Below are 21,103 nucleotides of genomic sequence, written 5' to 3'. Positions count from 1 at the left end.
AGAGTGCTCATGCTGGAGCATTCGGCTTGAGTATCCTTAGTATTTTGTGGTCTTCCGGCAAGGCGCATACCTCCATTCATCGAGTGCATGAGGAGATTCTTTCCCTAGTGGCTGATGAAAGAGAAAAAATGCACACTTGGATGCTGATGGGGCGCGAGGCTGCGCGGAACTCTGATTGCGGGCAAATGCTGCATTGGCGGCTGAGCTCGAGGGCGCTCAAAGGTCGGGGCATCTGGAAACTATCGCAGTGGTGGTTGCAGCGGCACCTTGCCCGCGAGATCGAGCGACTCAATCCGAAAGTGTTGTTGCTCGATGGCATTGGCGTGGCTCGGTTGATCATTCCGGTGGTGGCGAGATTGCACCTTAAGTCCCGGGTCATCGTCGTGTTCCACGGGCAAAGCCGCATGCGTCGGAGCGATCCGAAGTTGTTCGACGCGATTGCTGCGCATCGTCTGAGGCTGGTCGCGGTGTCCGAGGCGCTCGCCGAATCTCTGGGCGCGAAGCTGGGTAGAGCGGTGTTCGCTGCACGAACAGCGATAAACCCGCATTCGTTCAAGCAGGAACTGATTTCTCGCGACGAAGCCAGGGGCAGACTGGGCCTTGATAGCGCAAGCATTGTCCTGGGCACGGTTGGGCGGCTGGTCGAGGAAAAGGGCTTTCTGCCCATGCTCGATGTGCTGAGTGAGTTGTCACGCGTGCGGACAAACATCCACCTGGTGCTCGTGGGCGAAGGGAGGCAACGACCGGAACTGGAGTCACGTATCCGACGCCTGAGCCTAGGCCGAATGGTTACGCTGGCGGGATATCGACAGGACGCTGCGCAGCTATATAAAGCGTTCGATGTGATGTTGATTCCGTCCCGCAGTGAAGGGTTGGGTTTGGTTTTGCAAGAAGCGGTGATGGCGGATGTGCCGGTCGTTGCCAGCGATCTGCCAGTCTTCGTCGAGCAGTTGGGGGTCAAGGGCATTTACGTCTCGCCGAACGATGTGTCCGGCTGGGTCACCGCCATTGAGCATGTGCTCGATTCGGATCGGCGATCGCTCGCCGTCGAGCAGGGGAATCACCTAGCATCGGAGCAGGCCTGGAAACGGTTCCGCAAGAGTTACGTTGAGCTGCTGGCCGATGACTCGGGAACGGTCAGCGCATCGCAGAACTGCGAAAACGGAAAGGCGTTCTGAAATTTTTCACGTTCGAGATATCGTTTGAAGTGCGCCAGATTACGTCGAATCATATGGTTCGGTAGAGATCGGCCCAGGAAACGCATATCGGCGATATCGATCAGCCCCAGCGAACCTTGCGGAGTAAGGACAATATTTCCCAGTGCAGCGAGCGGAAATAAATACCCTTGCGATGCAGCTCGCGTACGAATCCAATCAGCTTGGGCAGGATTGTTGACCAACTGAAGCCAGGCTGCGTTGCAAGTTGACTTAGCGAGCTGCCCAGCAGCGGGGCATAAAGCACCGCGTCCGCCGATTTATCCGACAGTTCGTATATTGCCCGCACCTTTAGCGTAGCGATATCCAGGGCTTGGAGGCGTTCGGCGTTCTTGACGAATCGACGCGAATAAGGCCGCAGCAATGCCGAGGAAAGCCAGCGCTTTCGACGAAAGAATTTTAGAAATAGACCGCTCTCAAGCTGCAGGACCTTGGGACCCAGACCATCCGCTTCGAGAATTGCCGCATTATGGGTGAGTTGTTGCAAGTCTCGCTGGCATAATTGGCTTACATGCATGGTTGGCCTTAAGCAGTGTGCGAACGTCGGGACAAGGCGCGCATTCTAACATCGCTGGTGCTGGCGCATTCGCCGTTTTCCGAAGGGGTAGTATGGATAGCCGTCGTTTAGGGTTGACCTGGCTAACGCTGGGGTTGGTGTGGTTCCTGCTGGGCATAACCTGGATTTCGACGACTAAATTTTACCAACAAGGCTTGATCGTGTTTTTCTGGCTGCCGGCCATGTGGGCTTGTTGGTCCTGTCGTACGGTGCTGCTCGACCTCTGGCGCAAGGAAAAGTCGCTGCTGACAGCATTGGTCGCGCTGGTTGCGTGGGCTGCCGTTAGCTCGTTCTGGAGCGCCGCCGAGGAGCCTGCGCGCGAAGTCAAACGGCTGATATACGTGGTGCTTTTTTTGCTGGGCCTGGTATGCCTCATGCGACAGCCACGACGCGTCGTTTCGGTGTTGCAGTGGGCTGGTTTGGGACTGGCGCTTGCAGCGCTGGTAGCGCTGGTTCAGCGTTATGGGATCGAGGCGAAGCCTTGGGCCTGGCGGATGCAGGGTTATGGCCTGCTAGACCATCCGATTATCGGTGGATACGTGTTCGGTATAGCGCTGATTTGGTGGTTCTGTTTGCCACCCAGCCGCGCCATGCTGCGCATTGTGTGGGCGCTTGGTTTGTTGGCGCTGTTCACTTTTGTCGTGATGACGCAGAGCCGTGGCGTATGGGTTGCTCTGCTGGCGACTATCTTGCTGATGCCTGCTTGGCGGAGCGGCCGTGCCGACTTGTTCGTTGCGTTCCTGCTGCTGGTCGTGGCTGCGTTGGGGTACTGGTTGTTCGGCAGTTATGTTGTCGCCAGGGGCACCTCCTACCGCCCTGAAATATTCGCTGCAAGTCTCGCGATGATCGGAGATCGGCCTTGGTTAGGTTTGGGGTTGGGCAGCGATTATCAGGTCGGAGCCCTGGGGCGCATATTCGACCACACTCACAACCTGTTTACTCATGCTGCGGTAGAGCTTGGCTTGCCCGGACTCATTTTATGGCTGGCAGTTTGGCTGCGTTGCTTCGTCATCGCTGTGCGTGAGCGAGCCACCGTTCTCGGCGGCGCATTGTTGGGCATGTGGTTTTTCAGCACCTTTGCGTTGTTGTTCGATGGCGCGAATCTTTGGGATTCGCCTCGCCCGGAATGGTTCCTAACCTGGCTGCCAGTGGGGCTGGCGCTGGGGGCAGGGGCGGCCAGCTCGCTGTGTTACCATCCCAGGCCTTTGACAGACAGGCTGCATTCTCCTATGAGTGGCCCTCGGAAAGCCGACACGACATCCAGTCTGAGTATCTACCTGCGGTTGCTGCGCTATGTGGTCCCGTACTGGAGCCTGTTTGCAATCAGCATCCTCGGCTTCCTGCTCTTCGCCTCTACGCAGCCCATGCTGGGCTACATCCTCAAGTTCTTCGTCGATGGGCTGAACAACCCGGACGCCAGTTTTTTTGCCCAGGTACCTCATCTCAACGAGCTGGAGTGGCTGGCCGGGCTGAAGCTGCTGCAGGCGGTGCCCTTGCTGATCGTGGTCATCGCGCTGTTGCAGGGTGTCGGTTCGTTTCTTGGCAACTATTTCCTCGCCCGCGTCTCGCTGGGATTGGTACATGACCTGCGTGTAGCGCTGTTCAACAACCTGCTGACGCTCCCCAATCGCTACTTCGACAGCCACAACTCCGGGCATCTGATCTCGCGCATCACCTACAACGTGACCATGGTCACCGGAGCGGCGACCGATGCGATCAAGGTGGTGGTGCGCGAGGGTATGACGGTGATCTTTCTGTTCGCGACGCTGCTGTGGATGAACTGGAAGCTGACGCTGGTGATGGTGGCGATCCTGCCGGTGATCGGGGTGATGGTGTCCAGTGCCAGCAAGAAATTTCGCAAGCAGAGCAAGAAAATCCAGGTCGCGATGGGCGATGTCACCCATGTGGCCTCGGAAACCATCCAGGGCTACCGGGTCGTGCGCAGTTTCGGTGGCGAGGCCTACGAGCAGGCGCGTTTTCTCGGCGCGAGTCAGGACAACACCGGCAAGCAGCTGCGCATGGTCAAGACCAATGCGGTCTATACGCCGACGCTGCAACTGGTGATCTACAGCGCGATGGCAGTGCTGATGTTTCTGGTGCTGTACATGCGCGGCGATGCTTCTGCCGGCGATCTGGTTGCTTACATCACCCTGGCCGGCCTGCTGCCGAAACCGATCCGGCAGCTGTCCGAGGTCAGTTCCACCATACAAAAGGGTGTTTCCGGTGCCGAAAGCATCTTCGAGCAGCTGGACGAGGCCTCGGAAGTCGATGGCGGTACGCTGGAGCGTGAGCGAGTGGCGGGGCGCCTGGAGATCAACGGGCTGAGCTTCGTCTATCAGGGCACCGACAAGCAGGTGCTGCACGACATCAGCTTCAATGTCGAGCCGGGGCAGATGGTCGCGCTGGTCGGCCGTTCGGGCAGTGGCAAATCCACCCTGGCCAATCTTATTCCGCGGTTCTACCACCACGATCAAGGGCAGATTCTGCTCGACGGTGTGGATATCGAGGACTACACGCTGCGCAACCTGCGCCGGCATATCGCTCTGGTGACTCAGCAGGTGACCTTGTTCAACGACACTGTTGCTAACAACATCGCCTACGGCGATCTGGCTGGTGCCCCGTTGGAAAATATTCAGCGCGCGGCTCGCGATGCCTATGCGGACGAGTTCATCCAGCAGATGCCGCAAGGCTACCAGACGCTGGTTGGCGAGAATGGTGTGTTGCTTTCCGGCGGTCAGCGCCAGCGTCTGGCGATCGCCCGCGCGCTGTTGAAGAACGCGCCGGTACTGATCCTCGACGAGGCGACTTCGGCGCTGGACACCGAATCCGAGCGGCATATCCAGAGCGCGCTGGACCACGCCATGAGTGGACGCACCACGCTGGTCATCGCCCATCGTCTAAGCACCATCGAGAAGGCCGATCTGATTCTGGTGATGGAGCAGGGGCGTATCGTCGAGCGCGGCAACCATGCGCAGCTGCTGGCGGCCAACGGTGCTTATGCTCGTTTGCACGAGAAGCAGTTCAAAGACGACGAGCCGGCGTGATCCGCGTGTCCGCTGGGGCGCGCGAGCCGCGGCGCGCCGGCATGCTATGATCCGCGGCGTTTTCCAGCGCCCCGGAGCCCTCTCAATGAAGCTGTCCATGCCCCGTTTCGACCAAGCCCCCGTCCTGGTGGTGGGTGACGTCATGCTCGATCGCTATTGGCATGGCGGCACGTCGCGGATTTCGCCGGAGGCGCCGGTGCCGGTGGTCAAGGTCGAGCAGATCGAGGATCGCCCCGGTGGCGCAGCCAACGTTGCGCTGAACATCGCTGCACTGGGCGCGCCTGCCCGGTTGGTCGGCGTGACCGGCGAGGACGAGGCGCGTCAGAGCCTGGTCGACAGCCTCGCAGCCGCCGGCGTTGAAGCGCATTTCCAATGCATTGAGCACCAGCCGACCATCGTCAAGCTGCGCGTGATGAGCCGCCATCAGCAATTGCTGCGCATGGATTTCGAGGAGCCGTTCGATACCGATCCGGCGGCGATCCTGGCTGAGGTCGAGGCGCTGTTGGCCGGGGTCAAGGTGCTAGTGCTGTCTGACTACGGCAAGGGCGCGCTGAGGAATCATCAGGCGTTGATCCAGGCGGCGCGCCGCCGCGGGATTCCGGTGCTGGCCGATCCCAAGGGCAAGGATTTCGAGATCTATCGTGGCGCGTCGCTGATCACGCCGAACCTCGGCGAGTTCGAGGCGATCGTCGGGCATTGCGCCGATGAGGCCGAGCTGGTCGCCAAGGGCGCCGAGCTGATGCGCCGCCTGCAGCTGGACGCTCTGCTGGTGACCCGCGGCGAGCACGGCATGACCCTGCTGCGCCCCGACCACGCCGCGTTGCATCTGCCGGCGCGGGCGCGCGAGGTGTTCGATGTGACCGGCGCCGGGGATACCGTCATTTCAACTCTGGCGGCAGCCATCGCTGCCGGTGAGCAGCTGCCGCAGGCCGTGGCACTGGCCAACCTAGCCGCCGGCATCGTGGTCGGCAAGCTGGGTACCGCCTGTATCAGCGCACCCGAGTTGCGCCGAGCCGTACAGCGCGAAGAGGGCTCCGAGCGCGGTGTAATGACCGTCGAACAACTGCTCACTGCGGTCGAGGATGCACGGGCAGAGGGCGAGAAGATCGTCTTCACCAATGGCTGTTTCGACATCCTGCACGCTGGCCATGTGACCTATCTGGAACAGGCCCGGGCGCAAGGTGACCGTCTGGTCGTGGCAGTCAACGACGACGGCTCGGTCAGCCGCCTGAAGGGGCCGGGGCGGCCGATCAACTCGGTAGATCGCCGCATGGCGGTGCTGGCCGGTCTGGAAGCGGTGGATTGGGTGGTGTGCTTTTCGGAGGACACGCCGGAAAACCTGCTGGCCCAGGTCCGCCCCGATGTGCTGGTCAAGGGCGGCGACTATGGCGTCGATCAGGTGGTCGGTGCCGAGTTGGTCAAGGCGTACGGTGGCGTGGTGAAGGTGTTGGGGCTGGTGGAAAACAGCTCGACCACAGCCATCGTCGAGAAGATCCGCAGCCGCTGAGTCTATTGGATACGCCTACCGCGTATCGTCAGTAGGTGGATAGCCGCTTTTCGCGGCTACCCACTACGCGTTAACGGGCGGCCGCCATCGGCCGTGCCGCCCACCAATCCCGCCAGCGAACGCGCTCGTCGCGCACCACCCAGCCTTCCTGCGGCGCAAAGCTTTCCGATAGCCACAGGCCGCGAGTGTTCACCGGGGTGAACTGGCCATTGCGCAGTTGCAGCAGCTGATCCTGCGGCTGGCCCTGATGCAGCGGTATCAGGTAGATGTCGGGCCGGCTGCGCTCCAGGCGCGCAACCAATTGCCCGTCTTCCAAGCGTTCGTCGACATGAAACAGGCTCAGCTGTCGCGTCTCTTTCGGTAGCTCCATGCGCATGTCATATACCAGCTGCAACGATGCGGTCGGCAGGTGTACATAGGCGCGAGGACGCTCCATCAGCACCATGTTGCCGCACTGCACCGGGCGCGTGGCGCCGGATTGCGAGGCGAGCTTGAAGTGCACCGCCTCTCGGTAGTGCAGGCTGGCCTGGTACGGAGTGGGCAGCCAGGTATCGCCGAAACGCCCGGCAAGCCAGCCTTCAGGGGTTTCCAGCAGGCATTCTTCGGCGATTTCCTGAATGGCGGTAAGCAGCGGCAGGTTCAGCTCATGCGCCGGGATGTAGCCGGAAATCAGCTTGAGCACAACGTCACCACGGTCCGGCCGCTGCTGACGGACCAGCACCCAGTATTCGCGGCCCTGCCAGCTCATGGTCAGACGCACTGAAACGCCGAGATTGGCCAGTTCGATGGCAAAACGGCCCGGATCGGACACCTCCACCGGGCGGCGGCGCTCGATCACTTCGCTGAAGTTCAGCGGCCGGCCCAGACTCTGGTAGCTCAGGTTGTCCTGGCTGGCCTCGACGTAGAGAGGCAGGGTCTTGAATGCGGCAGGGCTCTTGCGCACCAGAACTCTTGGCATTCGGTTTCTCCTTGCGGCGAAGAAAGTAACCGCGCGGCATCAGCGTAATGCGCTTTCCGCGCAGCGGATGAACGTTGCCGCCAGGACCGTTTCAGTTGCCGGTCAGAACGGCAGCAGCAGTCCGTACGTTAGCCGTCAAATGCTGCGGATTGATAGTGCCGATGATCGCGCCGCTGACCCCTGGGTGACCGAACAGCAGCTCGAAACTGCGGCGGACCGGGTCGTCGCCTGGCTTGAGGCAGGCATGTCCGCTGGCCAGGGCTTTCTTGATCAGGATGCCCTTGCCGTGTGCAGCAGCGTAGTCGAGGACCGGTCGTTCGGCCTGCTCGTTGAGGTTGTAGGTCACCATCGCGCAGTCGCCCTGCTGCAGCGCAAGCAGTCCACCATCGACCGTCTTGCCGGACAGACCGAAGGCGAGGATCTTGCCCTCGCGCTTGAGTTGGGCCAGGGTCTGGTAGACCTCGGTGTGCTGCAGGATATCGAAGTCGTTGCCGTCCGAATGCACCAGCACCAGCTCGATGCGGTCGGTACGCAGACGCTTGAGGCTGCGCTCCACCGAGAAGCGCGTGTGGGCGGCAGAAAAGTCGAAACGCGACTGGCCGTTCTCGAACTCCTCGCCAACCTTGCTGACGATCACCCAATCCTCGCGCTGTCCGGCCAGCAACGGGCCGAGCCGTTCCTCGCTGACGCCGTAGGCCGGCGCGGTGTCGATCAGGTTGATACCCAGTTCGCGGGCCAGGGTCAGCAGTTCGCGAGCCTGGGCATCGTCGGGGATGGCGAAGCCGCTGGGGTACTTCACGCCCTGGTCGCGACCCAGCTTGACCGTGCCCAGACCCAACGGCGAAATGCGCAGGCCGGTGCTGCCCAGTGGGCGGTGCATGTCATGCAGCGTCGCGTTCATGGCAGCAGCCCTTCCCAGAACGGCCCGGTCAACGGTGGTCGCGGCAGTTCCGGTAGTGCAGGATGCTGGACGGGGCGAATGCCGTCGCGGGCGAGAGCGGCTTCGACGCGGTCGGAAAAGTCCGGTGACAGCGCCAGCTTGGTCGGCCAGCCGACCAGCAGGCGGCCCTGCTCGGCGAGAAAGGCGTTGTCCGGACGGGCGAGGGCCGATTGCGCCGGCTCGGCGCGGTCGATGCGCAGCGTGGTCCAGTGCGCTGCGGACAGGTCGATCCAGGGTACCAGCTCGGCCAGTTCCTTCTTCGCCGCGGCGATCTGGCTGGCTTCGTCGCGCGCCACGCCATCGGCTTCGGCCAGATCGCCGCCCAGGTACCAGACCCACTCGCCGTCTGCCGCCGGATGGCTGGTCACGGTGATTCGCGGTTTGGTGCCGCCGCCCAGGCAGTGGGCGTAGAGCGGCTTGAGCGTCGGCGCCTTGACGATGACCATGTGCAGCGGTCGGCGCTGCATGGCCGGCTGCTGCAGGCCGAGCGAAGTGAGCAGCTCGGCCGTTCCGCCGCCGGCGCTGAAAACGATGCGCTGAGCGCGGATCTCGCGGCCGTCGACGCGCAGACCGACCAGCTCGTCGCCATCGAGCAGCGGTTCGACCTGCTGGCCGGCGAGCAGGCTGTCGCCGGCCAGTTCGGCCAGGCGGGCGATCAGACTGGGCACATCGAGCACCAGTTCGCTGAGGCGGTAGACCTTGCCTTTGAATTTCGGGTGTTGCAGAGCGGGTGGCAGTTCGTCGCCCTTGACCTGACCAACCCGCGAGCGCACTGCCTTGCTGGCGAAGAAGCTGGTGAGGTTGCCGGCCAGCGTGCCGGGCGACCAGAGGTAATGCGCATCGGACAGCAGGCGCACGCCGCTGAGATCCAGCTCGCCCTTGCCTTCAAGAGCCTCGCGCCAGCGCCGTGGCATGTCGGCGATGGCTTCGGATGCGCCGGTTAGGGCGCCGCTCAAGGCGTATTTGGTACCGCCATGAATGATGCCCTGGGACTTCACGCTCTGCCCGCCACCCAGCGTTCCCTTGTCCACCAGCAACGTGGCAAAACCTTGCCTGCGCAGGCGCGCGTTGAGCCAGAGGCCGGCGACGCCGCCGCCAACGATTAGGACATCGGTGCTGAGGGATTCAGGCATGTGCAGGCCTCATACGGGGAAACGGACGCGCAGTATAACTGCATGCAGTTCGCGGGGCGCTCAGAGGGCGGTGCTGCCGGAGAACAGCTGAATGACCACCACGCCAGCGATGATCAGGGCCATACCGAGCACTGCCGGCAGGTCCAGGTGCTGGCGATAGATCAGCGCCGCAGCGATGCTGACCAGCACGATGCCCAGGCCCGCCCAGATGGCGTAGGCGATCCCCACCGGAATGGTCTTCACCACCAGCGCCAGCATCCAGAACGACAGGCTATAGCCACAGATCACCAGCAACAGGGGCAGCGGGCGGCTGAAGCCGGCCAGGGCTTTCATCGAGGTGGTGGCGATCACTTCGGCGCAGATGGCTATGGCCAGGTAAACGTAACCGGACATGGGAAATCCTGATCGTGGGCTGGAGGAGGTCAACTTCGTTCGGTCGCGTCCTCGTCAACTAGTTCGCCAGCCGTGGCGATTGTGGCTCGCCGGCAGGCGGCTTGCTAAGCTCCGCGCCCATGAATCGCACCCTCTATCCCCTGCTGTTCCACCTCGGCCTGCCACTGGTATTTCTGCGCCTGCTCTGGCGCGCCTGGCGCGCGCCGGCCTACTCCCGTCGTATCGGCGAACGTTTCGCCTTTGGTTTGCCGCCGCTTCGTCCGGGTGGCATCTGGGTGCATGCGGTATCGGTCGGCGAGAGCATCGCCGCGGCGCCGATGATCCGCGAACTGATGGCGCGCTATCCGCATCTGCCGATCACCGTCACCTGCATGACCCCGACCGGCTCGGAGCGCATCCAGGCGCTGTTCGGCGACAGCGTGCAGCACTGCTATCTGCCATATGACCTGCCCTGGGCGGCGGCGCGCTTTCTTGACCGCGTGCGGCCGAAGCTGGCGGTGGTTATGGAGACCGAACTCTGGCCCAACCATATCCATCAGTGTGCACGCCGCGGCATTCCGGTGGCGCTGGCCAATGCGCGCTTGTCCGAGCGCTCGGCCCGCGGCTATGCGCGCTTCGCCCGTCTGACTGCGCCGATGCTGGCTAAGCTGAGCCTGATTGCCGTGCAGACCGAGGCTGAAGCCGAACGTTTTCGCCAGCTCGGTGCGCGCGATGAGTGCGTGGAGGTGACCGGATCGATCAAGTTCGACCTGACCATCGACCCGGCACTGCTGGAGCGTGCCAGTAAATTGCGCCAGCAGTGGGCGGCGCTGGAACGTCCATTGTGGATCGCCGCCAGTACTCACGCCGGCGAGGACGAGATCATTCTGGCTGCGCATCGCCAGCTGCTCAGCAACCATCCGCAGGCGCTGCTGATCCTGGTGCCCAGGCACCCGGAGCGCTTCGCCTCGGTGTACGAGTCGGCGGTCAGGGATGGGTTTGTTGCCGTGCGGCGCTCGACGGGGGAAGTGGTCGACGCCGGCACCCAGGTACTGGTCGGCGACACCATGGGCGAGCTGCTGTTTCTCTACGCGCTGGCGGATATCGCCTTCGTTGGCGGCAGTCTGGTGCCCAACGGCGGGCACAACCTCCTCGAGCCCGCAGCGCTGGGCAAGCCGGTGCTCAGCGGCCCGCACCTGTTCAACTTTCTCGAGATATCGGCACAGTTGCGCGCTGCTGGCGCCCTGCGTGAAGTGCAGGATGCCGCGCAATTGTCTCTGACAGTCAGCGAGCTTTGGCGCGACCCGGATGTGGCAGAGCGTATGCGCAATGCCGGCCTCGGCGTGCTCAGGGCCAATCAAGGGGCGCTGGAGCGATTGCTGGCAGGTTTGGGGCGATTGCTCGGCTAGCGGTTGCGTCTGGCCTGGAAGGCAAAGCCTGCACGACTGCCGCCGCCGTCCGTAGTGCGCGAGCTTGGTGGGCTGAAGCCCACCCTACGGACCGGCCGCGTTGCAGCTTCCCACTGCGGGTACTTCGTTTTGCTTGGCGGCGAGCTTGGTGGGCTTGAGCCCACCAATCTGCGGGTCAAGCAAACACAGCGGCTCTCTGATCAATAGTCAATTCGCACCGGCTGGCCGATGGTTTGCGGCAGGTCCGGTGGCAGGAAGTCGGTGTCCGGGTTGTAGTCGGGCTTCAGGTACGCCGCCAGCTGCTGCAGATCGTCCGGATTGAGCGTGCCGGCGGCCTGTTTCAGGCGCAGATTGTCGAGAATGTAGTCGTAGCGGGCGTTGTTGTAGTCGCGCACGGCGCCGTAAAGGCGGCGCTGGGTGTCGAGCACGTCGACGATGTTGCGCGTGCCGACCTGATAGCCGATCTCCGTCGCCTCCAGCGCGCTCTGATTGGAGATGATCGATTGCCGGCGAGCCTCGACCTGCTCGATATCCGTATTCACCGCTCGGTGCAGATTGCGTGTGGATTCGACCACCTGGCGGCGCAGGCTCTCGCGCTGTTGCTCGCTCTGGCTCAGCTGGTAATAGGCCTCGCGACTCTGCGAAGTGGTCAGGCCGCCGCTGTAGAGCGGAATGTTCAGCTGCAGGCCGATGCTGCGCTGCTCGACGTCACCGGTGTAGCGCGGCATTACACCTGGTGGTAGACCGGTCGAGTCGGTGTTCGTGAAGCCCAGCGCATCGTTGTCGCCCTTGCGATAGGACGCCACCGCATCGAGCGTCGGTGCATGGCCGGAGCGGCGCTGGCGCAGGGTTTCTTCCGCTGCGGTCACCGCGTAATTGACCGCCAGCAGGTTGAGGTTCTGCCGCGTTGCGGTATCGACCCACGCCTTGGCCTCGTTCGGCACCGGGGCCAGCACCGGCAGGGTGTGGCGGATGCCTTCGAGGGCGATGTATTCGCGGTTGGTCAGTGTGTACAACGCCTGGAAGGCGTCCTCGACCTGGCGCTGTGCGATGGAGCGATTGGCCCGGGCGGTATCGAAGCCGGCCTGGGCTTCGAGCACGTCGGTCTTGTCCGACAGGCCGACTTCGAAGCGCTCGTTGGCCTGGTCGAGCTGGCGCTTGAATGCAGCTTCCTCGGCTTTCACCGCCGCCAGGTTGTCCTGCGCGCGCAGCACGGCGAAGTAGGCCTGGGCGCTCTGCAGAATCAGGTCCTGCTCGGCAATCGAGTATTCGATCGCAGCCTGCTCGCTGACAGCCTCCGCAGCCTTGAGCTGGAACCAGCGGTCGGCACGGAAGATCGGCTGGCTCAGCGTTGCCTGGTAGACGGTACCGCTGCGCGACAGCGAGGTGGAGCCCCTGCTGGTGTCGACGTCCGTTTCGGTATCGCTCAGCTCGGCGCCGGCGCTGAGGTTGGGCAACAGGCCGGCCCGCGCCTGCGGCACGATTTCCTGGCGTGCGCGAAACTGCGCACGCGCTGCAGCCAGGTCGGCGTTGTTGTTGACGGCTTGCTGATAGACGCTGACCAGATCGGTCTTGCTGGCGAGCGGGACGGTTTCCTGTGCCCATGCTGCTCCGGCGGTGAGGGAAGCCACGGCGAGAGCCAGGGGAAGTCTGCGCAGCATGTTGGGTCCATCCTGAATAGAGCTGAGGGGCAAGGCTAAGCGGCGGCTGACGGGGGGTCAAGGCGCGTGTGCGAGGCAATCTCAGATGCCGGTTGCGGCCGGCCGGAATGACCGAACGGTCGACTACTTTCGCCCTTGGCATGGCGTTCGTACTGGGTCTTGATTAGACTCGATGGCGTTCTTGTCGGGGTGCCTTGAAGCGAAGGCTGAGATCGGAAAGTTCCGGATCCCGTTGAACCTGATCAGGTTAAGGCCTGCGTAGGGAACAAGATGTGCTCGCCAGTCGTTCGGCCAGCTCTCTCAGCGCCAGTTCCGGCGCACCCGATGCCCTTGCCATCCGTGTTTTCAGGTTCGCTCCGACAATTCTCTAGGAGCCAGCCTGATGCGTGTAGAACAACAGAACCTGAGTGAATCCGCCCAGGTCGACCAGCAGTCGATCCAACCCTTCCCGCGTTCGCAGAAAATCTATGTGCAGGGTTCGCGTCCGGATATCCGCGTGCCGATGCGCGAGATTAGCCTGGACGTGACCCCGACCGACTTCGGCGGCGAGATCAACGCCCCGGTTACCGTCTACGACACCTCCGGCCCCTATACCGATCCGAACGTGCAGATCGACGTACGCAAGGGCCTGGCCGATGTGCGCAGTGCCTGGATCGAGGAGCGCGGCGATACCGAGAAGCTGCCGGGGTTGACCTCCGAGTTCGGCCAGCGTCGCCTGAACGACGCCGAGCTGACCGCCATGCGTTTTGCCCATGTACGCCATCCGCGGCGGGCCAAGGCCGGGCATAACGTCAGCCAGATGCACTATGCGCGCAAGGGCATCATCACGCCCGAGATGGAATACGTTGCCATCCGCGAGAACATGAAACTGACCGAAGCTCGAGAGGCTGGGTTGCTCAAGGATCAGCACGCCGGGCATAGCTTCGGCGCCTCGATCCCCAAGGAGATCACGCCGGAATTCGTGCGTGACGAAGTGGCCCGCGGTCGCGCCATCATCCCGGCCAACATCAACCACACCGAACTCGAGCCGATGATCATCGGCCGCAACTTCCTGGTGAAGATCAACGGCAACATCGGCAACTCGGCGCTGGGTTCTTCGATCGAAGAGGAAGTGGCCAAGCTGACCTGGGGCATCCGCTGGGGTTCGGACACGGTGATGGACCTGTCCACCGGCAAGCACATCCACGAGACCCGCGAGTGGATCATCCGCAACTCGCCGGTACCGATCGGTACCGTGCCGATCTACCAGGCGCTGGAAAAGGTCAACGGCGTGGCCGAAGACCTGACCTGGGAGCTGTTCCGCGACACGCTGATCGAGCAGGCTGAACAGGGCGTGGACTACTTCACCATCCACGCCGGGGTGCTGCTGCGCTACGTGCCGCTGACGGCCAAGCGCGTGACCGGCATCGTCTCCCGTGGCGGCTCGATCATGGCCAAGTGGTGCCTGGCGCATCACAAGGAGAATTTCCTCTACACGAACTTCGAGGAAATCTGCGAAATCATGAAGGCCTATGACGTCAGCTTCTCGCTGGGTGATGGCCTGCGTCCGGGCTCGATCGCTGACGCCAACGACGCTGCACAGTTCGGTGAGCTGGAAACCCTCGGTGAGCTGACCAAGATCGCCTGGAAACACGATGTGCAGTGCATGATCGAAGGCCCGGGTCACGTGCCGATGCACATGATCAAGGAGAATATGGACAAGCAGCTGGAATGCTGCGACGAGGCGCCGTTCTACACCCTGGGCCCGCTGACCACCGACATCGCGCCGGGTTACGACCACATCACCAGTGGCATCGGTGCGGCGATGATCGGCTGGTTCGGCTGCGCCATGCTCTGCTACGTCACGCCGAAGGAGCACCTTGGTCTGCCGAACAAGGATGACGTGAAGACCGGCATCATCACCTACAAGATCGCCGCGCACGCCGCCGACCTCGCCAAGGGTCATCCGGGCGCGCAGATTCGCGACAACGCGTTGTCCAAGGCGCGCTTCGAGTTCCGCTGGGAAGACCAGTTCAACCTCGGCCTCGACCCGGACACCGCGCGTGCCTTCCACGACGAGACGCTGCCGAAGGAATCGGCCAAGGTGGCGCACTTCTGCTCCATGTGCGGACCGAAGTTCTGTTCGATGAAGATTACCCAGGAAGTGCGCGAATACGCCGCTGAGCACGGCCTGACCGACGAGCAGAAGGCCATCGAGGCGGGCTTCGCCGAGCAGTCCTCGCGTTTCAAGGACGAAGGCTCGGTGATCTACAAGCAGGTGTGACCGGCGAGGTGTGATCGACTGGCTGTAGCCGACTCGAAGCGGGTCGGCATATACCGGCCCGCTTCGTATCCTCAGAGATATTCCGGCTTCAGAATGCCTTCCAGCTGTTCATGGGGGATGAACAGTTCAGGGTGCCCGCTCGAGTACGGCGCAATGCTGTACACGTCGTACTTGAGCAACACGCTGTCTTTCAGCAGCGCGATGTTTTCTGTCTGCTGGAAGGGCCAGAAGCCGGTGAACTCGGCGTCCTGGGCGTGGCCGTTCTCCACCAGCCAGCGTTGATGGGCCTGGCGCGCAACGCGCCAGAAGCTGCCCTCCTGCCCTGGGATCAGCAGGTCTTCGAGACGTAATTCCCGATCGGCCTCTCGGTCGTAGTTGATGAAGCCGCGACCGGGCATACCGTGGGCGCCACCGACATACAGATAGCTGGACAGCTCGACGACCAAGATGTCTCCGTGCTGCTCGCGCAGCTTGGCCTGCAGGTAGCTGCTCCAGCCCGGTTCGGCAGCGCGCAGAAACTGCTGCTGGTAACCCTTGAGCGAGTCCGGCAGGCGATCATCCGGACCATTGATGGTCGTCCGGCGCAGGCGCGCGTCGATCAGGTTGTTCAGTTCGGGTTCGTCGGTGAAGGTCAGGGTGTCGATGTTCACCAGCGGGCAGTCTTCGCCCTGGCAGCCCTGCGGGCGTTGCTCGGTGAGGTTCTGCCGCACCTCCACCGGGCGTTCGGAGGCAAGGTGCTGACAGCCGCTCAGCAGCACGACAAGGCTGCTCAGCAGGATCAGAGTGCGGATGGAGGCGGTTCGATTCATGGTTGGTCCAGGCATGGCAGTGCGCTTTCGATTGCCGAAGACACCTGAAGTTCGTGCGGCGCTGCAGGTGGAGCTTTCTTCGGCTACGGTGGTCTGCAAAGGGCTGCGCCAGCGGCGATGCCGCGTTAGGATGGCGACGAAGCCGCTCACGTTGTGACGGTTGCAGTCGCCCGCCGTCACGTAAGGCGCGGTTCAAACCGATATGAGTAGTACCCGATGAGCGAGACCTTCAAGCCCGGACCGGATGATGTCCAGATCCTCCGACGAGAGCAATGCTTCAGCGGCTTTTACCGGCTGGAACGCCTGCACCTGCGTCATCGCCAGTTCAGCGGCGCCATGGGTGCGGAGTTGAGTCGCGAGCTGTTCGTGCGGCATGACGCCGTGTGCGTGCTGCCCTACGATCCGCAGCGCGATCAGGTGGTGCTTATCGAGCAGTTCCGCGTGGGTGCGCTGGGCAAGGTTGAGAACCCCTGGCTGATCGAACTGGTGGCGGGGCTGATCGACAAGGACGAGTCACCTGACGCGGTGGCCCGGCGCGAGGCGGTCGAAGAAGCCGGGCTGGAGCTGGGCGAGCTGTGGCCGATCACCCGGTACTTCCCGTCCCCAGGCGGCAGCGATGAACAGGTGCATCTCTACATCGGTCGCTGCGACAGCGAAGGCGCACAAGGCGTCTTCGGTCTGGCCGAGGAAGGCGAGGATATCCGCGTGCATGTCTGGCCGCTGCAGAAGGCACTCCGCGCGGTCAACGAGGGTGGTATCGACAACGCGGCCAGCATCATTGCACTGCAGTGGCTGGCCTTGAATCGAGAGCAGGTGCGGGGGGCGTGGACATGAGAAAGACGCGCGAGCGATACCGAGTCGACCTGCTCGAGCTGCAGTCGGCCTGCGAGGCCAATTACCTGCGCCTGATGCGCCTGCTGCCGGGCATGCGTAACGGTTGCGACGCGCGCCGCATCGCCATCAGTCAGGGCGACATGTTGCTCGGTGTGCTGGTGCTCGAGGTGCTGGAGAGCTGCCCTTACACCACGACCTTGCAGGTCAGTCAGGAGAACTGCTTGACCTGGTTGCCGGTGCCGAAGATGGAGGTGCGGGTTTACCACGATGCGCGCATGGCCGAAGTCATTCGCGCCGAGAATGCGCGACGTTTCCGCGGCATTTATCACTACCCCAACGCGCAGATGCACCAGCCGGACGAGAAGAACCAACTCAATCTGTTCCTCGGCGAATGGCTGGGCCACTGTCTGGCCTGCGGGCACGAGCTGGAACCGGTGCTCTGACCCCTTGCACCATGCCTTGATAGCCTGATAGTGCGCTTGATCCGCCCTGGATGCGCAGCGCTATTCTGTGATCCAAGCCCACATCCCGAGGTTTACCCCCCTGCCGGGCACCTACCATAATTCCGTTGCGATTTAGCTCAAGGAGAAGGGCATTGCCTGGTGCGTCCCTGACTGTTGAAGATTCGGTTCTGCTGGTGCAGCTTACCGACAGCCATCTGTTTGCCGAAGCGGACGGCAAGCTGCTGGGCATGAATACCTGTGACAGCCTGGAGCAGGTGGTCGAGCTGGCCATCGACGAGCAGCCGCGCATCGACCTGATCCTTGCCACCGGCGACCTGTCGCAGGATGGCTCGGTAGCGTCCTACCAGCGGTTCCGCCGGCTTGCCGAACGCATCGAAGCACCAGCGCGCTGGTGTCCGGGGAACCACGACGAGCTGGCAGCAATGCGTGAGGCCTGCCGTGGCAGTGCACTGATGGAACCGGTGCTGGAGATCGGCGGCTGGCGTGTGGTGATGCTCGATACGCTGGTGGCGGGCTCGGTGTTCGGCATGCTGCGCAACGATCAGCTGGAACTGCTCGAGCGTGCACTGAGTGAGGCGCCGGACCATCACCACCTGATCTGTCTGCACCATCATCCGGTGTCCATCGGCAGCCGCTGGATGGATACCATCGGGCTGCGCAATCCTGACGCCCTGTTCGAGGTGCTGGATCGTCACAGCAACGTGCGTGCATTGCTCTGGGGTCATATCCACCAGGAGTTTGATAGCTGGCGTAACGACGTACGCCTGCTGGCGTCGCCATCGACCGGCGTGCAGTTCGCCCCGCAGAGCGAAGACTTTCAGGTCGACAACGTCGCGCCGGGTTATCGCTGGCTGCGGCTATATGCCGATGGGCAGCTGGAAACCGGAGTTTCCCGGGTCAGCGGTATCGAGTTCGAGATCGACTACAGCGTCAAGGGCTACTAACGCGCCTCTGCGCGCAGTGACACGCGCTGGCGGTACTTGCCAGCAGATACCCCGAACCCACCCATCATGCCGCCGGCCTGCTTGCAGACGGCGGCAGGTGCCTTGTAGCCTTGCGGTTTTCCTACGAACTGTATCCATGTCCAGCTATTCACCTTCGATTCTCTATATCCACGGTCTCAACAGCTCACCGGTCTCGCAGAAGGCCAGCCAGTTGTCCGCTGCGCTGGAGAAACTGGGCATGGCCGAACGCTTGCGGGTCCCCGCGCTGCACCATCATCCGCGTCAGGCCATCGCCCAACTCGAAGCATGCCTGGCCGAGCTCGGCCGGCCGTTGCTGGTCGGCAGCTCGCTTGGCGGCTACTATGCGACGCACCTCGCCGAGCGCCATGGCCTCAAGGCATTGCTCATCAATCCGGCCGTGACACCGCACCGCCGGTTCGACGGTTATCTTGGGCCGCAGACCAATCTGTATAGCGGGGAAGTCTGGGACCTCACCGACGATCATGTAACCGCCTTGGCGGAACTGGAAACCGCGCCACCACAGAATGCCGAGCGCTATCAGGTCTGGCTGCAGACGGGCGACGAGACACTGGATTACCGTGACGCCGCGCAGTTCTATCGTGGCTGTGCACTGCGCATTCAGGCCGGTGGCGACCATGGCTTCCAGGGATTTGCCGAGCGTCTGCCGGCGCTGCTGGCCTTTGCCGGCTTCGAGCCGCAGGCATGGCTTGATCGGCTCTGAAGGGCTGCTGATGCGCGGCGCAACGTTAGCGCGGCTAGTCGGCGGTCAGGGTGGTTTCGCGAACGTGGACCGGCCATTTCATTCCGGCGTTGCGCGAATTTCGCTGCCCGCAAGGGCTGATTAATTCAGAACATAAGGACAGTGCCAGACAGATGTCTTATACCGCAGAAGCCATCGAGGTTCTTTCCGGCCTCGACCCGGTGCGCAAGCGCCCGGGCATGTACACCGACACCTCGCGGCCAAACCACCTGGCCCAGGAAGTCATCGACAACAGCGTCGACGAAGCCCTCGCCGGCCATGCCCGCTCGGTTCAGGTGATCCTGCATCAAGACAATTCGCTGGAAGTGATCGACGACGGCCGTGGCATGCCGGTGGATATTCACCCGGAAGAGGGCGTGCCGGGCGTCGAGCTGATCCTCACCAAGCTGCACGCGGGCGGTAAGTTCTCCAACAAGAACTATCAGTTCTCCGGTGGTTTGCACGGCGTCGGCATCTCGGTGGTCAACGCGTTGTCGACGCGGGTCGAAGTGACCGTCAAGCGTGACGGCAACGAGTACCGCATGAGCTTCGCCGATGGCTTCAAGGCTACCGACCTGGAAGTCATCGGCAGCGTCGGCAAGCGCAACACCGGTACCAGCGTGCGCTTCTGGGCCGATCCGAAATACTTCGATTCCCCCAAATTCTCCATCAGCCGGCTCAAGCATGTACTCAAGGCCAAGGCTGTGCTCTGCCCGGGGCTGAGCGTCAGCTTCGAGGACAAGGCCAGCGGTGAGAAGGTCGAGTGGCATTACGAGGATGGTCTTCGTTCGTACTTGGTGGACTCGGTCAGCGAGTATCTGCGCCTGCCGGACGAACCCTTTGTCGGTGCCCTGGCCGGCAATACCGAGGCGGTGGACTGGGCGCTGCTGTGGCTGCCGGAGGGCGGCGAGAGCGTTCAGGAGAGCTACGTCAACCTGATTCCAACGGCCCAGGGCGGCACCCATGTCAACGGTCTGCGCCAAGGCCTGCTGGATGCCATGCGCGAGTTCTGCGAGTTCCGCAACCTGCTGCCGCGCGGGCTGAAGCTGGCGCCGGAAGACATCTGGGAGCGCATCGCCTTCGTCCTCTCGATGAAGATGCAGGAGCCGCAGTTCTCCGGGCAGACCAAGGAACGTCTGTCGTCCCGCGAGGCCGCCGCCTTCGTCTCCGGCGTGGTCAAGGATGCCTTCAGCCTCTGGCTCAACGCCCACCCGGAACTGGGCATGCAGCTGGCGGAACTGGCGATCAGCAACGCCGGGCGCCGGCTCAAGGCCGGCAAGAAGGTCGAACGCAAGAAGATCACCCAGGGCCCGGCGCTGCCGGGCAAGCTGGCCGACTGCGCCGGGCAGGACCCGATGCGCGCCGAGCTGTTCCTGGTCGAGGGTGACTCGGCCGGCGGCTCGGCCAAGCAGGCGCGGGACAAGGAGTTCCAGGCGATCATGCCGCTGCGCGGCAAGATCCTGAACACCTGGGAAGTCGACGGCGGCGAAGTGCTGGCCAGCCAGGAAGTTCACGACATCGCCGTCGCCATCGGCGTCGATCCGGGCGCGGCCGATCTGGGCCAGCTGCGTTACGGCAAGATCTGCATCCTCGCCGACGCCGACTCAGACGGCCTGCACATCGCCACGTTGCTCTGCGCCCTGTTCGTTCAGCATTTCCGCCCTCTGGTCGAGGCCGGCCATGTGTATGTCGCCATGCCGCCGCTGTACCGCATCGATCTGGGCAAGGACATTTTCTACGCGCTGGATGAGGCCGAGCGGGACGGCATCCTCGAGCGTCTGGTTGCTGAAAAGCGCCGTGGAAAACCTCAGGTCACCCGATTCAAGGGCCTCGGTGAGATGAATCCGCCGCAACTGCGCGAGACCACCATGGACCCCAACACGCGTCGACTGGTACAGCTGACCCTGGATGATTTCGAGGGTACCCGGGAAATCATGGACATGCTGCTGGCGAAGAAGCGCGCCGGCGATCGCAAGAGCTGGCTCGAGTCCAAGGGCAACCTGGCGGAGGTGCTGGTTTGATCCGTCGCTGGATAGCGCTGCTGAGTCTGGCCTCGGCACCGCTCTGGGCCAACGAGCCGGCGCCCGAACTGAAGCTGCTCGACGAGCACCCGGTGGCCGGAATGGCCGGTGGCAACCTTTCTGGAATGGCCTGGTGTGGCGATGCCTTGTGGGCCGTTTCCGATCGCGAGGACGACGTTCTCTATCGTCTGGATACCAGCGTCTCGCCCTGGCA

General features: G+C 62.8%; 16 protein-coding genes, 3 pseudogenes and 1 riboswitch. Of the genes and pseudogenes, 12 read left to right on the top strand and 7 right to left on the bottom strand.

Annotation, left to right across the window (positions count from 1 at the left end):
- The first annotated feature begins 26 nt into the window (after positions 1 to 26).
- Entirely contained in the window at positions 27 to 1,178 is a 1,152-nt protein-coding gene (locus LO50_RS01355; RefSeq protein ID WP_044313848.1) for a glycosyltransferase, read from the top strand.
- On the opposite strand, the pseudogene LO50_RS01350 reads toward LO50_RS01355, so the two are convergent.
- Positions 1,103 to 1,731 (bottom strand): annotated as a pseudogene (locus LO50_RS01350) (BUD32 family EKC/KEOPS complex subunit). The gene LO50_RS01355 and the pseudogene LO50_RS01350 overlap by 76 nt on opposite strands.
- A gap of 92 nt (positions 1,732 to 1,823) precedes the next feature.
- Here LO50_RS01350 and LO50_RS25620 point away from each other — a divergent pair.
- From LO50_RS25620 to hldE, 3 genes and pseudogenes are all read left to right on the top strand, one after another.
- Positions 1,824 to 2,744, top strand: a pseudogene (locus tag LO50_RS25620) (O-antigen ligase family protein); the annotation flags it as partial.
- A 255-nt stretch (positions 2,745 to 2,999) separates the two neighbouring features.
- Complete coding sequence (gene msbA, locus LO50_RS25260; protein WP_044313897.1) at positions 3,000 to 4,814, top strand: lipid A export permease/ATP-binding protein MsbA; 1,815 nt, start codon at positions 3,000 to 3,002, stop codon at positions 4,812 to 4,814.
- Between the two features lie 85 nt (positions 4,815 to 4,899).
- The gene (hldE, locus tag LO50_RS01340; protein ID WP_044313847.1) at positions 4,900 to 6,321 is read left to right on the top strand and encodes a bifunctional D-glycero-beta-D-manno-heptose-7-phosphate kinase/D-glycero-beta-D-manno-heptose 1-phosphate adenylyltransferase HldE; all 1,422 of its coding nucleotides are present in this window, start codon (positions 4,900 to 4,902) and stop codon (positions 6,319 to 6,321) included.
- Between the two features lie 70 nt (positions 6,322 to 6,391).
- Here the strand turns inward: hldE and LO50_RS01335 are convergent, their stop codons facing one another.
- The 4 genes from LO50_RS01335 to LO50_RS01320 form a co-directional block, all read right to left on the bottom strand.
- Positions 6,392 to 7,279, bottom strand: coding sequence for a hypothetical protein (locus LO50_RS01335; protein ID WP_044313846.1), 888 nt, complete (start codon positions 7,277 to 7,279; stop codon positions 6,392 to 6,394).
- A gap of 91 nt (positions 7,280 to 7,370) precedes the next feature.
- A complete protein-coding gene (locus LO50_RS01330; RefSeq protein ID WP_023445102.1) occupies positions 7,371 to 8,180 on the bottom strand; it encodes an aldo/keto reductase in 810 nt (269 codons plus the stop codon).
- A complete protein-coding gene (locus tag LO50_RS01325) occupies positions 8,177 to 9,352 on the bottom strand; it encodes an NAD(P)/FAD-dependent oxidoreductase (protein WP_023444874.1) in 1,176 nt (391 codons plus the stop codon). Before LO50_RS01325 ends, LO50_RS01330 begins: the two co-directional genes overlap by 4 nt.
- A gap of 60 nt (positions 9,353 to 9,412) precedes the next feature.
- Positions 9,413 to 9,745: a DMT family transporter gene (locus tag LO50_RS01320; RefSeq protein WP_044313845.1), complete on the bottom strand. Its 333-nt coding sequence runs from the start codon at positions 9,743 to 9,745 to the stop codon at positions 9,413 to 9,415.
- A 119-nt stretch (positions 9,746 to 9,864) separates the two neighbouring features.
- Between LO50_RS01320 and waaA the strand changes: the two genes are divergently transcribed.
- Entirely contained in the window at positions 9,865 to 11,133 is a 1,269-nt protein-coding gene (waaA, locus tag LO50_RS01315; protein WP_044313844.1) for a lipid IV(A) 3-deoxy-D-manno-octulosonic acid transferase, read from the top strand.
- Between the two features lie 200 nt (positions 11,134 to 11,333).
- Here waaA and LO50_RS01310 read toward each other — a convergent pair whose 3' ends face one another.
- Entirely contained in the window at positions 11,334 to 12,794 is a 1,461-nt protein-coding gene (locus LO50_RS01310) for a TolC family outer membrane protein (protein ID WP_003301646.1), read from the bottom strand.
- 175 nt (positions 12,795 to 12,969) lie between these two features.
- Positions 12,970 to 13,076: riboswitch (TPP riboswitch) on the top strand.
- A gap of 100 nt (positions 13,077 to 13,176) precedes the next feature.
- On the opposite strand from LO50_RS01310, the gene thiC reads away from it, so the two are divergent.
- Complete coding sequence (thiC, locus tag LO50_RS01305) at positions 13,177 to 15,057, top strand: phosphomethylpyrimidine synthase ThiC (protein ID WP_003285206.1); 1,881 nt, start codon at positions 13,177 to 13,179, stop codon at positions 15,055 to 15,057.
- A gap of 71 nt (positions 15,058 to 15,128) precedes the next feature.
- On the opposite strand, the gene LO50_RS01300 is transcribed toward thiC, so the two are convergent.
- The gene (locus LO50_RS01300; protein WP_044313843.1) at positions 15,129 to 15,866 is read right to left on the bottom strand and encodes an RsiV family protein; all 738 of its coding nucleotides are present in this window, start codon (positions 15,864 to 15,866) and stop codon (positions 15,129 to 15,131) included.
- Between the two features lie 216 nt (positions 15,867 to 16,082).
- Between LO50_RS01300 and LO50_RS01295 the strand changes: the two genes are divergently transcribed.
- The 6 genes and pseudogenes from LO50_RS01295 to LO50_RS01270 all read left to right on the top strand — a co-directional run.
- Positions 16,083 to 16,700 (top strand): NUDIX domain-containing protein, encoded by a 618-nt coding sequence (locus LO50_RS01295; RefSeq protein WP_044313842.1) that lies wholly within the window; start codon positions 16,083 to 16,085, stop codon positions 16,698 to 16,700.
- Positions 16,697 to 17,143 (top strand): DUF1249 domain-containing protein, encoded by a 447-nt coding sequence (locus LO50_RS01290; RefSeq protein ID WP_003301652.1) that lies wholly within the window; start codon positions 16,697 to 16,699, stop codon positions 17,141 to 17,143. The genes LO50_RS01295 and LO50_RS01290 overlap by 4 nt, the downstream gene beginning before the upstream one ends.
- 152 nt (positions 17,144 to 17,295) lie before the next feature.
- Positions 17,296 to 18,108, top strand: coding sequence for a 3',5'-cyclic-AMP phosphodiesterase (gene cpdA / locus LO50_RS01285; protein WP_023444890.1), 813 nt, complete (start codon positions 17,296 to 17,298; stop codon positions 18,106 to 18,108).
- Positions 18,109 to 18,244: 136 nt separating this feature from the next.
- A complete protein-coding gene (locus LO50_RS01280; protein ID WP_044313841.1) occupies positions 18,245 to 18,850 on the top strand; it encodes a YqiA/YcfP family alpha/beta fold hydrolase in 606 nt (201 codons plus the stop codon).
- A 152-nt stretch (positions 18,851 to 19,002) separates the two neighbouring features.
- On the top strand, positions 19,003 to 20,889 hold the full coding sequence (gene parE, locus LO50_RS01275) for a DNA topoisomerase IV subunit B (RefSeq protein WP_044313840.1): 1,887 nt from the start codon (positions 19,003 to 19,005) through the stop codon (positions 20,887 to 20,889).
- Positions 20,886 to 21,103: pseudogene (locus tag LO50_RS01270) on the top strand (esterase-like activity of phytase family protein); the annotation flags it as partial. The gene parE and the pseudogene LO50_RS01270, both read left to right, overlap by 4 nt.

It is taken from the genome of Stutzerimonas stutzeri (assembly GCF_000935215.1).
GTDB lineage: Bacteria > Pseudomonadota > Gammaproteobacteria > Pseudomonadales > Pseudomonadaceae > Stutzerimonas.
This window is presented reverse-complemented; position numbering and strand designations above follow the sequence as displayed.